Annotated in this window: 12 protein-coding genes and 1 pseudogene; 3 read left to right on the top strand and 10 right to left on the bottom strand. The window is 67.5% G+C overall.

Annotation, left to right across the window (positions count from 1 at the left end; all coding sequences use genetic code 11):
* Window positions 1–29: 29 nt before the first annotated feature.
* Window positions 30–1,406 (top strand): dicarboxylate/amino acid:cation symporter, encoded by a 1,377-nt coding sequence (locus tag GL263_RS10895; protein ID WP_182855420.1) that lies wholly within the window; start codon window positions 30–32, stop codon window positions 1,404–1,406.
* A 258-nt stretch (window positions 1,407–1,664) separates the two neighbouring features.
* Here GL263_RS10895 and GL263_RS10890 read toward each other — a convergent pair whose 3' ends face one another.
* From GL263_RS10890 to GL263_RS10880, 3 genes are all read right to left on the bottom strand, one after another.
* Complete coding sequence (locus GL263_RS10890; protein WP_182855419.1) at window positions 1,665–2,552, bottom strand: TauD/TfdA dioxygenase family protein; 888 nt, start codon at window positions 2,550–2,552, stop codon at window positions 1,665–1,667.
* Window positions 2,553–2,633: 81 nt separating this feature from the next.
* A complete protein-coding gene (locus tag GL263_RS10885; protein ID WP_182855418.1) occupies window positions 2,634–3,788 on the bottom strand; it encodes a pyridoxal phosphate-dependent aminotransferase in 1,155 nt (384 codons plus the stop codon).
* A 74-nt stretch (window positions 3,789–3,862) separates the two neighbouring features.
* A complete protein-coding gene (locus GL263_RS10880) occupies window positions 3,863–4,558 on the bottom strand; it encodes an iron-containing redox enzyme family protein (RefSeq protein ID WP_323379342.1) in 696 nt (231 codons plus the stop codon).
* A 327-nt stretch (window positions 4,559–4,885) separates the two neighbouring features.
* Here GL263_RS10880 and GL263_RS10875 point away from each other — a divergent pair, with 327 nt between their 5' ends.
* Complete coding sequence (locus GL263_RS10875; RefSeq protein ID WP_182855417.1) at window positions 4,886–5,488, top strand: HAD family hydrolase; 603 nt, start codon at window positions 4,886–4,888, stop codon at window positions 5,486–5,488.
* Here GL263_RS10875 and GL263_RS10870 read toward each other — a convergent pair.
* Complete coding sequence (locus GL263_RS10870; RefSeq protein ID WP_182855416.1) at window positions 5,477–6,103, bottom strand: nucleoside/nucleotide kinase family protein; 627 nt, start codon at window positions 6,101–6,103, stop codon at window positions 5,477–5,479. The two genes, GL263_RS10875 and GL263_RS10870, sit on opposite strands and share 12 nt — an antisense overlap.
* A 50-nt stretch (window positions 6,104–6,153) precedes the next feature.
* On the opposite strand from GL263_RS10870, the gene GL263_RS10865 reads away from it, so the two are divergent.
* Window positions 6,154–6,873: a gamma-glutamyl-gamma-aminobutyrate hydrolase family protein gene (locus GL263_RS10865; protein ID WP_228456395.1), complete on the top strand. Its 720-nt coding sequence runs from the start codon at window positions 6,154–6,156 to the stop codon at window positions 6,871–6,873.
* On the opposite strand, the gene GL263_RS10860 is transcribed toward GL263_RS10865, so the two are convergent.
* From GL263_RS10860 to GL263_RS10835, 6 genes and pseudogenes are all read right to left on the bottom strand, one after another.
* The gene (locus GL263_RS10860; RefSeq protein WP_182855414.1) at window positions 6,850–8,580 is read right to left on the bottom strand and encodes a hypothetical protein; all 1,731 of its coding nucleotides are present in this window, start codon (window positions 8,578–8,580) and stop codon (window positions 6,850–6,852) included. The two genes, GL263_RS10865 and GL263_RS10860, sit on opposite strands and share 24 nt — an antisense overlap.
* Window positions 8,577–9,653, bottom strand: coding sequence for an ATP-grasp domain-containing protein (locus GL263_RS10855; protein WP_182855413.1), 1,077 nt, complete (start codon window positions 9,651–9,653; stop codon window positions 8,577–8,579). The genes GL263_RS10860 and GL263_RS10855 overlap by 4 nt, the downstream gene beginning before the upstream one ends.
* Window positions 9,650–10,300 (bottom strand): deoxynucleoside kinase, encoded by a 651-nt coding sequence (locus tag GL263_RS10850; RefSeq protein ID WP_182855412.1) that lies wholly within the window; start codon window positions 10,298–10,300, stop codon window positions 9,650–9,652. Before GL263_RS10850 ends, GL263_RS10855 begins: the two co-directional genes overlap by 4 nt.
* Complete coding sequence (locus tag GL263_RS10845) at window positions 10,297–11,487, bottom strand: FAD-dependent oxidoreductase (protein ID WP_182855411.1); 1,191 nt, start codon at window positions 11,485–11,487, stop codon at window positions 10,297–10,299. The genes GL263_RS10850 and GL263_RS10845 overlap by 4 nt, the downstream gene beginning before the upstream one ends.
* A gap of 530 nt (window positions 11,488–12,017) precedes the next feature.
* Window positions 12,018–12,787, bottom strand: a pseudogene (locus GL263_RS10840) (transposase family protein).
* A 160-nt stretch (window positions 12,788–12,947) separates the two neighbouring features.
* Window positions 12,948–13,157 (bottom strand): acyl-CoA carboxylase epsilon subunit, encoded by a 210-nt coding sequence (locus tag GL263_RS10835; RefSeq protein WP_182855410.1) that lies wholly within the window; start codon window positions 13,155–13,157, stop codon window positions 12,948–12,950.
* Between the last annotated feature and the right edge of the window lie 49 nt (window positions 13,158–13,206).

The following is a 13,206-nucleotide window of genomic DNA, read 5'->3' as shown; positions in this document are numbered from 1 at the left end:
GTCCGTCTCCTCACCCACGGAGTGTGTACGTGTCCGCCTCCTCGTCCCCCACGTCGACCGCCAGCCGGGCGGGCGGCACCGGATCCGTCCGGTCCCGGCTCCCGAAGGTGCCGTTCTGGGCGCAGATCCTCGCCGGTCTGGTCCTCGGCGTCCTCCTCGGCTGGATAGCCCGCAGCGGCGACATAGCGTGGCTCGGCACCACCCTCGACAAGATCGGCGGCACGTTCGTCCAGCTGCTGAAGCTGGCCGTCGCCCCCCTGGTGTTCTTCGCGATCGTCGTCTCGATCACCAACCTGCGCAACGTCTCCAACGCCGCCCGGCTGGCCGGCCGCACGCTGCTGTGGTTCCTGATCACCTCGCTCATCGCGGTCTCCATCGGCCTCACCATCGGCCTGCTCACCAGCCCCGGCTCCGGCACCGGCCTCACCCCGGCCGACGGCGCCGCCCCCGAGAAGTCCGGCTCCTGGATCGACTTCCTCACCGGCATCGTCCCCGACAACGTCATCACGCCCTTCACCGAACTGAAGGTGCTCCAGATCGTCTTCATGGCCGTGGTCGTCGGCATCGCCGCGCTCAAGCTCGGCGAGAAGGCCGCCCCGCTGCTGACCTTCGGCGAGGCCGCGCTGGCGCTGCTCCAGAAGGCGCTGTGGTGGGTCATCCGCCTCGCCCCGCTCGGCACCCTCGGCCTCATCGGCCACGCCATCAACGAGTACGGCTGGGACCTGCTCGGCCAGTACGCCACCTTCACCATCGACGTCTACGTCGGCTCGCTGCTGGTGATGTTCGGCGTCTACCCGCTGCTGCTGGCGCTCGCCGGCCGGGTCAACCCGGTGCAGTTCTTCCGCGGCGCGTGGCCCGCGCTCCAGCTGGCCTTCGTCTCCCGCTCCTCGGTCGGCACCATGCCGGTCACCCAGAAGGTCACCGAACGCCTCGGCGTGCCGCGTGAGTACGCCTCGTTCGCCGTGCCGTTCGGCGCCACCACCAAGATGGACGGCTGCGCCGCCATCTACCCGGCGCTGGCCGCGATCTTCGTCGCGGAGATCTTCGACGTCAGCCTGGGCATCCAGGACTACCTGCTGATCGTCTTCGTCTCGGTCATCGGCTCCGCCGCCACCGCCGGCCTCACCGGCGCCACCGTGATGACCACCCTCACGCTCTCCACGCTCGGCCTGCCGCTCGAGGGCGTCGGACTGCTGCTGGCCATCGACCCGGTGCTCGACATGATCCGCACCGCGACCAACGTCGCCGGCCAGGCGGCCGTCCCGGTCATCGTCTCCGCCCGCGAGAAGATCCTCGACCGCGACGCCTACGACAACGCCACGTCCCTCAGCCTCGACGACTGGGACGGCACCGACGAGGAGCCCGTGCAGGACTCGCCGAGCCGGGCACCCGCCGCCGCGTCATAGTCCCGTCTCCACACGGCACCGGGCCCCGCCGGTTCCAGGAACCGGCGGGGCCCGGTGCCGTGTCGGTGGTGGGGGTCAGGCTGTGGATCCGTGGAGGCGTGGCCTTGCTGGCACGCAGCGGCAGGCGGGTGGTCCTCACGCCTGCCGTTCAGCGGGCCGGTGAGCTCGATGTGGCCCTGGTCCACGACTACGACTTCGTGCCCGCGTCACCCGTGGGCGGCGGCCCGGATGTTTCGCTGGCGATCGGCCGGACAGGCCCTAAGCCACCGAATCCGCGAGCATCCCGCCGTACTTCACGTTGATCCTGTGCAGGAGACGGCTGGATTCGAGGTTCCGGGTCGCGCTGACCCCAGTTCCGCGGTGGAGGGTGCTCATGTTGTCCCAGATCACCAGATCGCCGGGCTGATACCGGTGGGTGTAGCCGGGCAACTCCTTCAGGACGAACTCCTCCAGCGCGTCGAGCGCGCGATCCGACTCAGCGTCGGAGAGCCCGACGACGGACATGGCGCTACCCGAGGGTGCGAAGAGGCTGGGTATACCGGTGACAGGGTGCTTCTCGATCAGCTTGTGCCGAGTCCCCCGTAGCTGGGCGTGCTGCTCCCGGGACAGGGACTGCTTCGCCGCCGCGTCGTCTTGCAAGGCTCTCCGGTTGCCGAAGCGGTGGACGACGTCAAGAGCGAGCACTTCGTCGACGCTCTCGCAGCCGAGCAGTTCGAGGAGGTCCGGACGGAACGCCATGAGCTCCAAGGCGGGGGTCAGATCGGCGAAGGCCGTGCCGCCGGAGCGTGCGGCGGCACGCAGCGCGTAGAGCGAGGTGGCGATGCCGATGTCCTGGAGGTACGACATGTCGGCGTGCCAGTAAGACCCGCCGTCGAGCACCCCGGTAGGAGTGCCATCGGCCATGACGTAGTCCGAGATGGTGAGGATCGAGGGGTAACCCTGCACAGTGAGGTTCTGGAGCACGTGGGGAATCGGTTGGCCCAGGTGCTCCATGAACGTCTGGTATTGCTGAGAGCTCAGGGATTGGTCGCGCAAGACCACTACCCGGTGCTGGTAGAGGTGAGTCCTCAACTCTCCGATCTCGTCCACGGTGGCAGAGGCGACGTCGAAGCCGGTCACCTCACCGGCGAACTCATGGGCGGCCATGGGCGTTGCTCGCATACGATTCGCTCCCGGTGAAACGGACCCGGCTGCCCGGGACCTTTGCATGGGTGGATGCCTCCCGCCTCAGGCGTTCCGCGCGGTTCGCGCGCGCCTCAGCCGCTGAGCCGCCTCCTCCACCTGTCCAGCGGAGACTCCGAAGGAGAATCGGAGCCACGGCGCGTCCGGCCGGGTGAAGAAGTGGTCCAGAGGCAGGGCGCACACCCCTGTGTTCCGCAGCAGGTCGACCGCGGGCTCGGGCCCCCACGGGCGGTCCGCGGGAGGCACGGCCATGACGAAGTGACCGCCGTCGGGCACTGATGCAGTGAAGCCGCTGTCGGTGAGCGCCGCAAGCAGGTGATCCCGCTTGCGGCGGTAGGACTGCGCCGTATGCGTCAGCCGCATGGAGTCCACCTCGGCGAGCAGCCTGACGGCGGCCCGCTGGAGCAGATCCGGCGCACAGTTGGACAGGTGCATGTGAGCGGTCTCAGCACGGCGTGCGAGCCGGTCGGGCGTCAGCAGCCATCCCAGCCGGAGCCCGGCGGCTGCGTAGGACTTGGAGACTCCACCGGCGACCGTGGTGCGTCCTGTCTCCATCAGCGCCGCGTACGGCGCGGCCGGACCGTCGTAGCGGAAATCCCGGTACACGTCGTCGATCACGAGATGAAAGCCGTGTAGATCGACAAGCTCGCACACTGCCGCCCACTCGTGGCGCCTCAGGACCAAACCGGTGGGGTTGTGCGGGGAGTTGAGCAGGAGCACCCCGCGGCGGCCAAGCGGTGCCAGTTCCTCCGCCAGCCGGTCCATGTCCAGGCGAGGTGCGGTCCCGGTGAGATCGATCGGGACGCTGCGGGTGTCCATGCCCGCGAGCCTGGCCAGCCCGGGATAGTAGGAGTAGAAGGGCTCCAGCCACAGGACGGTGTCGCACCCCTCGTCTGCGAGGCCGAGCAGGACGGCGGCAAGTGACTCCGTGCAGCCGGAGGTGATCACCGGAGCCGGAAGCCCGTCGGTGTACAGGCTCGCCACGGACTCCCGCAGTCCGGGTGTTCCCGCGGACGGTGTGTACTGGAAGTGAGCGAGGCACACTTCGGCCGCCAGCGCCGCTCGCCACTCAGCGTCGTACACGGGTTCGGGTATCCCCTGCGAGAGGTTGACTGCGGAATGCTCCGCCGCCAGTGCGGTCATGCGCTGGTAGATGCCGACTACCTGGCTGTCCGGCTCGGTGGTGATGGACGTGCTCACCGTGTCCTTCCGTTCCTGAATCCACCGCACCCGGACGGACCCGAGGCGCGCCGGGCCCCGCCCGGGTGTTCTCATCAGGCTGTGGCGATGCGGTTGAGCCCGTCCCAGAAGGCCGAGAGTGCCTCCAGCACCTGGGCCGCGCCCTGGATCAGCTCCTCACGGGCGGACTCCTCCTTAGCCGCAGCGAGCAGGGCGTCCTGGACCCAGTCCACGTGGTTGGCCTCAATGAGGATGTGGAGGTAGAAGTAGTTGTAGTCCTCGTGCTCCCAGCCCTCGTAGAGACGGAAGCCCTCGTACAGGTTCACGATCATCGGGAACCCGAACTCTTCGATCACGTAGTGCGCGCCGACCGAGTAGTTCGACGACTCCTCCAGGAACAGGCGTCGCAGGTTGGCGACCAACTGCTCCGCCTCCGGGGCGTGCGTGACCGTTCGGTAGTCGTCGAGCTCGACACCGATGCCCGCGAGCGCCTTCTCGAACATCACGTAGTGCGCGTCCCCGTGGCCGTCACCCAGTTCCGAGACGACGGTCCGGGCACTCTTCAGCCGGATGAACTCGTCGTCCACGCGAGCCGCCAGTCCAGCCAGGATCTGCGGGAACGTCCGGATGTAGTAGTAGTACTGCTGGAAGACCTCCTTGAGGACCTCCTTGGGAAGCGGCTCCTTGCGAAGCGTCTGGTAGAAGGCGTTCTCGTTGATACCTGAGTCGTCGATCATCTGCTTGATGCGCGCGATGACCTCGGTACCTGCTTCGACCTCGTTGCTGCCCACGGGCTTGGATCCTTTCGGTGACAGTACGCGTTGCACAGGAGGTGGCCTACCGGCAGCCTGACCTGGGAGAAGGGGCGTAGCGCGGACATCGACGGATGGCGCTCGCCGACCAGGGGCTCGGACCTGTGACGCCGACCGGACGCATTCATCATCCGCATGCTGCCGACAGTCACGCCAGGGCCGTGAGCCCTCGTAACTCGCCCTGGCGACAGGTCGACAGGGGATAGATCGGGCATTACCCCCGAAGCGAGTCAACGCAAGCGACATGTGGAAGGCGTGGTCGCCCGCGGAGTATTTCTTTTGACGGTGTTTGCTAATGTGCGGCGCATGAAGCCACGAGTTTTCCTTTTCGATCTCGGCGGCGTCGTCTGCCGCTTTCATCGCGAGCGCCGGCTGGAAATCCTCGGCGAGGCATGCGGCCTTCCAGCGGAGAGAGTCGACGAGGAGTTGTACTCCTCGGGACTGATCTCCTCATGGGATGGTGGAGCCAAGAGTGCCCAAGAGGTGGAGGAGGTAATCAGGCAGCGCCTCGGTTACCGCGGTACCTCGGCAGAGCTGCGCCGCATCTGGTGCGGCGCTTTCGAGCCCGACCCAGACGTCCTGGCAGCGGCCGATCTCGTCCGTTCGTACCGCACGGCCCTGTTCACGGACAACGACGCGCTGCTGCTCTCGGGTCTCCCCCAGCACCTGCCGGAAGTGGACGATCGCTTCAGCGCTCTCGCTTTCTCCTGCGTGCTCCGGGCGACCAAGCCCACCGCCGAAGCCTTCGCCGGAGCCCTGGGCTTCCTCGACGCCACCGCCGAGGAAGCATTCTTCGTGGACGATCGCGAGACCAACGTGCGAGCAGCCCGTGAGCTGGGGATCACTGCCGTACTCTTCGAAGGCGGGCCCGCACTGCACCGCACGTTGGTAGACCTGCTAGCCGGCTGAGGCCGTCGGCTCTGCCGCTAGTGCTGCCAGCGCCTCGGCGTGTACCTCAGCCGCGGGACCGGTGCCGTCGAGAACGACGGCACCGGAGGCCCGCATGACCTCCTCGTACCGCTCGCACAGCTTCGTGATCTTGGCGCGCAGTCCGGCAGGGGAGTACGCCTCCACCCAGCGGTCCTGACGCGCGACGAGCCGTTCGTAGGCCACCTCGGGATCGACTCGCAACCAGAACAACACGTCGGGATGGGGAAGCAGGGTCTCGATGCGGGCGAACCAGTCCCGGTGCTCCACCACGTCCTCGCAGTACACAGCCCAGGTGTGTCTCCAGCGGTCGAAGATCACGAAGTCCGCCTGTTCGAACCGCTGCTGTTCGTAGCGGAACTGTACGGCGCTCTCCAGGAGATAAGCAGAATGCCGGAAATGCGCGGGCAGCGCATCTTGGTAGAGATTTTCTGGGCGCCCGTCCTCAGCGATTCTCCGGAATGCTTTCGAGAGCGCCCGGGCGGGCCTCGCGTGGACGACCTTCGCGTGAGTCGAAAGCGAAGTCTGGAGACTTTTGAGCAGGGTGGATTTTCCGCTTCCGTCGACTCCTTCGAGGGCCACTATGCGATAGGTCACGCCGATCCTTCCTTGCCTTTCCGGTGAGATTTTGTGCTAGCTTCCTCGTCATGCGAGAGCCAATTATTGGAATATCCCTCAGGCCCTGGCGCAGGCCTGAGAAGACCGACCGCTGGATGCAGAGCATCGGGTATTTCCAGGCTGTGGAAGCGTCCGGCGCCGTTCCGCTCGGCATCGCGCCAGTCGCCGAGCCTGCACTGCGCGACCTCTACGTCCTCTGCGAGGCCCTTGTCCTGCCCGGTGGGATGGACATCGCGCCCGAGTTGTACGGCGACGAGCGGCACACCACCACAGAGATCCAGCCGGAGCTGGATGCCATGGAACTGACCCTGCTGCGCTGGGCGGAGGAAGACGGGAAACCTGTCCTCGGTATTTGCCGGGGCGCCCAGCTGCTCAACGCGGCCAAGGGCGGGGCCCTGTGGCAGGACCTGCCGACCCAGCGGGGTGCCTCCGGGCACGATAGTGACGAAGCCGGAACCGCTTTTCATGACATCGTCATCGCAGAGGGAAGCAGGTTGCGGCGGGTGACGGACGCTGGGCGGATCCTCGTGAACAGCCGACATCACCAAGCGGTCTCCGTGCTCGGGGCGGATCTTAGGGCCGTCGCCCACGCCCCGGACGGCGTGATCGAGGCGATTGAGGCCCACGGCCCTTGGTTCGCCCTGGGAGTCCAGTGGCACCCCGAGGAGCTGCCGTCCGAATCGCCGGTCGGAGGGGGTGTGTTCCGGGCCCTGACGCAGGCAGCTTCACGCCGGACTGTCGCCTACTAGGCCCGCAGTGTGGAGCCGGGCCACGAGTGCCTCGACAGCGGACACCGCGTCCGCCGTCGAGGTGCCCGAGATACCGACCATGCCCCAGCGGTCCGGAACGCTGGCCACGACCCGGGCCGCTCTGAAGGGTGCCGTCTCCTGCTCCGCCCGGCTGATCGTGGTCGCCAAGTCCGCCTTGGCCGCGGGGCGGTAGACACGGGTGGCTACGTGCACGGGGCCGGCCGCACCGGACAGCGTGTCCTGGAAGGCACGCATGTACACCGCGCCGTGGGACGAGAGGTTCAAGTCGATGACCCCGTGGACGAGCCGGTCACCGAAGCGCCCCCCGATCCGTCCTACCGCGAAGTCGATCCCGCCGGTGACCAGACTGTGCGCGCAGCCCTGCGCCTTGGCCTGCGGACTTCCGAACGCGTCGAGGATCGCCCGCACGGCCGCCATCATGGAGGCGTATACGGTCTTGGGCAATCCGAAGGCGGCGAAGTCCTCGGCAAGCAATGTCGCATTGCCTTCCCAGGAACAGCCCTTCATGAGCTGGAGGGTCAGCCCCTCGGCCACTCGCCCCCCTTGGATGTGACCAGACGGCGTGATGATGAACTGACGTCCGGCGATGTCACAGGTGGCGAAGTCGACGTGCGCCTCCAGGGCGTACGCGTCGCCGTGCTGGTGGGCTTCGTGCGCGTGCCGGGCGAGCGCTTCCTCGTCGCGGAGGTCCACACAGGGCACGATGCGGGCACCGTCACCCGCCTCACACGGTTTGAGGCAGCCCAGTTCCACGTCGTAGCGCTCCAAGAGCAGGCGTGCCGCGGCGCGCAGCCCAGCGGCGAACTCCTCCGGATCGTCGCCGCGCGGGACGAGATAGCCGGGCAGGACCGGAATCTCCATACCGAGCAACTGGTATGCGGAGGACATCCGTTGTTCACGGGCCAGCAGGTCGTCCGGCTCCAGTCCGTCCGCGGCGACTCGCAGCGCGTCCGGGACAGTGGGGTGGACATGTTCCTTGCGGTTCCAACTGGCTGACACGACAGGCCCGTTCGCGTCGACCCGCAGAATGTCGAGGCCGAGCCTCTCCTTGAGCCACAGGAGGAAGATCTGCGTCTCCAGATCGAGGGCGTAGAGCCGCACTACCGCGTTCGGGTGTGTGCGGTACCAGTCCAGGAGCGGGAGCAGCGCGGAGTGCCCAGGCGATGCCGCGACGGTGAGCAAGGCATCGGAGAGGTAGTAGTACTCGCGGGCGCCGATGTCGACCGCGGTGACGCCGGTGAAGGCAACGGCCTCGCGCCACGGAGTGATGCGACCGACCGCTACGTCGCCCTCCCGGGCCAGCGTGACCGCCCGGCTCTCCAGGTAGCCGGCGACGTCGTAGGGGTTACGTCCGGCGACGACGTCGGACAGGTCGCCTTCGAAGCCCCGTGTGGTCCGTGTGGCGGAGTGCATGATGACGGCGCGCACCACCTCCTGCGCGGCGGGGTCCTCAGCGAACGGGAGCAATTCCCGCGCCGCCCTGTCCGCCACGTCGGCGACGCCGTGCCCAAGCAGAAGCCGGCAGTGCTCCTCGACCTCCGCGTCGGAGAGCACGCGTGGACCCGTGCTGAATCCGCTCCACGAGTGTACGGAGCCGTCGCCCGCGACGACTTCAGTGCTGATAGGGGTCGGTCCCGCAAGACGGGTGCTACCCGCGCTGTCTGCCACGCCATTGGCCATCGTCATGTCGCTCGTAGTCCTGTCGGATGCCCCTCGGCCGCAGGCCGGGGGAGGAGTGGAGGGACGAGTACGCCGAGGATCTTCCTCCAGAAGTCCCCTTTCGTCCCACTGGCCGGGAACGCCTGGGCGTCCAACACGTAGGAGCGGCCCACGTCGTCGGTGACCATGTCGAAGACTGCGTACCGCAACCCCAGGGCACGTGCCGCGGACAGCGCCGTCGGCCCGGCGGTCGCACTTCGGGACATGGGGCCTTCGACTACCGTGCGCCCCAGCTCCACCGAGCGGGTGGTGACCGATCCCGCGGGAGCGCGGCGTTCCTCGATGTCGATCACAACCCCGCTCGCCACCGTGACCCGCAGCTCCGTCTTGGCTCCCGCAACGCTCAGACCCACCTCGTGCTCAAAGACGAAGCCCGATTCGGCGCAGAGCGCGGCCAGGAAGCCTTCGTCACCGGGGTCGACATCCCGGAAGATCCACTGTTCACCGGAGGCGTTACCGGGGGACTCCAGCCGTCCATCGCGGTAGGCGTAGTTAGTGCGCCATCGCTCAGGTGTCAAATGCGTGATGCCCTTGCCCATCGACCCGCAGACCGCCTTGACATAGAGCGAGCGCCCCGACTTCAGGGCGGTCGACAACTCCCTGGGGGTGGGGTTCTCGACGGCCGGGGGCACGGGAACGCCCGCCTGCTCCAGCACTCGTCTCGCCAGTGCCTTGTCCCTGGTGCGGGCGACCGCCGTCGGCGGGTTGAGGTAGTGAACACCCTGGGGCACAGTGCGGCGCAGGAGGCGGTCGGAGCTCAGCAGGTACGCGGAGAGGGCGTCGGCATAGGCTCGTGTCCCGTAGGCGCCCGCGACTCTGTCCTCGATCCGCGCGTCCCAGAACTGGTGGGGGAAAAACAGCACCACTCCGACAGGTCCACGCAGGCCGCGCACCCCCTTGCGCACCTCGGCGTAGGTGTGCAGGCGGACGGAGACCCCGCGCTCGGCGAGCCGCCCCTCGTGGGAGAGGAAGGGGGCCAGCTGGGAACGTGGCCCCGCGTCGGCGACGGCGAGGACGGTCAGGGTCGGTGTCGTGCTCATGCCCCTGCCTCTTCATCGCTGTGGCGGTCGAGGGAGTGGATCAGGCCGAGGACGTGGTCGGCGACGGCTGCGGCGGGCGGTGAGCCGTCCACGACCGTGTGCGGGACGTCAGCAAGGCACGTGACGTATGACGCGTCGAGCCTCTCCAGGTCGGCCATCAGCTGGTCGGCGCTCCAGTGGTCGATGGTCCAGTCCCCACGTTGGGTGATGCGTGCGAACGCGGTCCGCGGCGGGGTGCGGACGTGGAGGAGGAGGTCCGGCCGCGGCAGGTCGTCCATAAGGAGCTGGTAGTAGTCGTCGTACACGCTGCGCTCTGGGGCGTATACGTCGTACGTGGTGAGCCACCGGTCGAAGATGAGCCAGTCGTACGCCGCGTACTCCGCTTCCAGATAGTGGAACTGTGCCTGTGCGTCGACGAGGAAGGCGCTTCGGCGCAGCGCGTCGGGGAGGACGTCCTGGTAGCGTTGCTGATGCTGCGAGGGCTCATCGACCAGTTCACGGAAGACGCTTGCCATGCGGGGCGAGAGCCGCTCGTACCGGGCCTTGGGCCCCAGGAGACGCACTAGGTGGGCAGCCAGTGTGGACTTTCCCGATCCGTCGATCCCCTCCACCGCGATGATCCGGTAGGGGCGGTCCGTTCCCGTCATGCGGGCACCTCGGCGTCCACGGGAACGTCCCGCCCCGCCAGGAGCTCCGAGAGGGGCAGGCGCCTGCGTACCAACGCCGGAGTGGTTTCGTTGACGGCGCGCTGCCCGGCGCAGGCCCCGAGAGCATGAACGCCGTCCACGGAGGTGCGGCCGGCCTCGTCGGTCAGGAGCGAGCCGTCTGTGTCCCGGGCCAGGGACTTGATCAGTGGCCCACCGGGGAGCACGGGCTCGCTGCCCGTCGCCCAGACTACGGCGGTCTCCGAGACCCGGCGGCTTTCTTCCCAGGCCAGGCCGCCCGCACCGATGAGTCGTCCCTGGGCGTGTCGGCACCGGCCGCTGAGGGACCGGGACCCCAGGGGGTTCTGGTTGTTCTGGGCCTGGTAGGTCCATGTGATCTCGCCGTCGTGTACGTCGAGACGGTCGTAGACCAGGTGGCGCACGCACGTGGTGTGCCATCCTGGCTGACCGCACTCCATGGCGGACTTAGCGACCAGCTCGCAGGCGAGTTGGGAAGGGGCGCGCCAGCTGTACTTGTCGGGGTTCTCCGTGGGGAACATGCCGATGTAGCGGTTGCCGAGAACCACCACCTCGTCGGCCTCCGAGGCGACCAGCGAGGCGACCTGCATGGCGGAATTGCCGGAGCCGACCACGAGGACGGTTCTGCCCGCCCACCGGCTCGTCTGGTGCCGGGAGCGTTCGCGGTGGACGACATCGTGGGAAACGGCCCCGGCGTCCGCCCAACGGGGGGGTGGGATACGGGGGGTACTCCCCGTCGCCAGGACGACTGCCTCGGCACGCTCGTAGGACATACGGCCGTCGCCGTTGAGTACGTGGATGAGGAACTTGCCCTGTTCGCCTTCGACCTCCGGGACCCGTGCGTTCCTCACCGTGGCTCCGGAGCTGAGCAGGCTCTCGCGGACGTAGGCGTCGAACTGGGCAGCGCTGGGCCGGAGTTGCCCGGTCGTTCCGAGCCGGGGTGCTTCCTGGCATCGGGAAAGCCTGAGCTCGTCGGCGTAGGACTGCAGGGTGAAGTTGTCGAGATACTCCATTCCTGTGCCCAGACGGTCACCGATGACCAGGGTGTCCTGGGGAGGCACGTCCCCTTGGCGGACCTGGATGGCAGCGGCGGATCCGCCCCCTATGACTATCAGGCGCCAACACCGGCCGGTTTCGCTGAAACGGTACATGCCACTTCCTTGCCGTCGGAGCGTTCGGGCGTTGTCGTGACCCGGGGTTAGCCGGGATAGCCTCCCTGGCCAACGTCCGGCTCACCTGGTGGGTATTCACAGTCCCCACCATTTCCCACTGGTTGTTTGATTCCCAATTTCTGGTCGAGGCTCTGCGGCGCCGCCATGCCGATTCACCCAGGTGGTGAACACCATGCTCGGCCACGAATGTTGCCGATGTTAAGCGAGAATGGACTGCGAGTGGGTACCGCAGGTGCGACTGGCGAAGAGACGAGGGGGTGAGTAGAATGCACAAATCGGACATGGGGGAAGCTGTGGGGGTGCGACATGGGTGCAGTTGTGGTGACCACCCATGAGAGAGCGTGGCGAAGCGTCGCTCGTCTCCGCATATGGTTTGGAATTCATGAGTCGATGTTTCAACTGGACCCGGATAACTGCGGCCCCGTCTCTAGACTCATATCAGTGAGAACGGGTCCGTGTTATCCCCGACGAGGCCGGAACGGCTCGTCCGAGAAGTGACTGACCCCTTCTCATCCTGAGTCCCAGGCGATCTCGATGGCGTGAACGGCGGCGATGGTGCGGCTGATGCGGTTCGGGCTGCAGCGGGCTTTGCGGGAGATCTGCCACTGCTTGAGGCGGCGAAGGCTCTCTCGCGGAGTGCGCGAAGGCGGGCGTGCTCGCGGTTGTACTCGGCGTATGTCTGCGGGAGATCGCGTCCGTAGTACGGAGTGTGCACAGTGTCGTCAGCGCCGCGGTAGGCGCGGTCGGCCAGCACGAGGATCTGCCGGGACAGGCACGCTTGGATCACCCCGTGGGCGCGGGCTGGGGGTGCCCCCGGCCGGAGGCTGGGGGAGGTCAGGTCGTGGGTGCGGCCCGTAGTGCCCGCGGGAACCACAGCGGGGTCCCGTCCGGACGGGCCAGGACCTGCACGTTCATGCCGTGATGGCGGTGCTTCATCGAGTAGTACGGCTCATCGGCGGCGACCCGGTCGGTGCGCAGCAGTGTGCCGTCGAGGATGAGGAACTCGTTCACGTTATGTTCGGCGAGCGCGTCCAGGAGGCTTGGCGCGGAGTCGGCCAGGACGTCGACGGTCTCGGTGACGTATCGGCCGGCTGTCGCGGTGGAGACTCCGAATCCGGCTGCCACCTGGGCGAGTGTCTCGTTCTTCCGCAGGTGGACCAGTGCGAGGAGGGCCTGGCGGAAGCAGCCCAGGCGGCGCCAGCGCGAGCGGCGCTCACACCTTCGGGCGTAGATTCAGCCACGAGACGTGCTCAATCACCTCGTGCGGGACATCGAGCATGGCACGATGCGAAACCAACAGAGCTCCTGCGTCGGCGGGTTGGCGAGTGAGATCACCAACGCAACGACCAGGAGCTCTGTCTCGTCACGGGCTGACACCATCCCCCACAGACGCAGGATGAGAAGCGTTCAGTACAGCTCACTCGGAGGGTCCGACCGGTTCAGTGCTGCCAGCTGTGGGGGGTGCGGAAGGCGAGGGCGCGTTCCAGGCGTTGCCAGGCGGCCTTCGGTCGGGCGTGGCGGGAGGTGGGCGCGTCGGTGCGGGCGGCGGCCCGCGCCAGCAGGACCGCGGTGAGCGCCGCGAGTTCCTCGGGTTCGGCGTGGCCCTTCTCGACGCGGAGCAGGTTCGCGGCGGGGGTTCTCGGGGTCACGGAGTCTCTCCGTCCTTGTGAGGGGAGCGCGGGTTCCGCCGTGGTGGGT

Origin of the sequence: Streptomyces durbertensis (assembly GCF_014156695.1) — a bacterium.
GTDB classification, from domain to species: Bacteria; Actinomycetota; Actinomycetes; order Streptomycetales; family Streptomycetaceae; genus Streptomyces; species Streptomyces durbertensis.
This window is presented reverse-complemented; position numbering and strand designations above follow the sequence as displayed.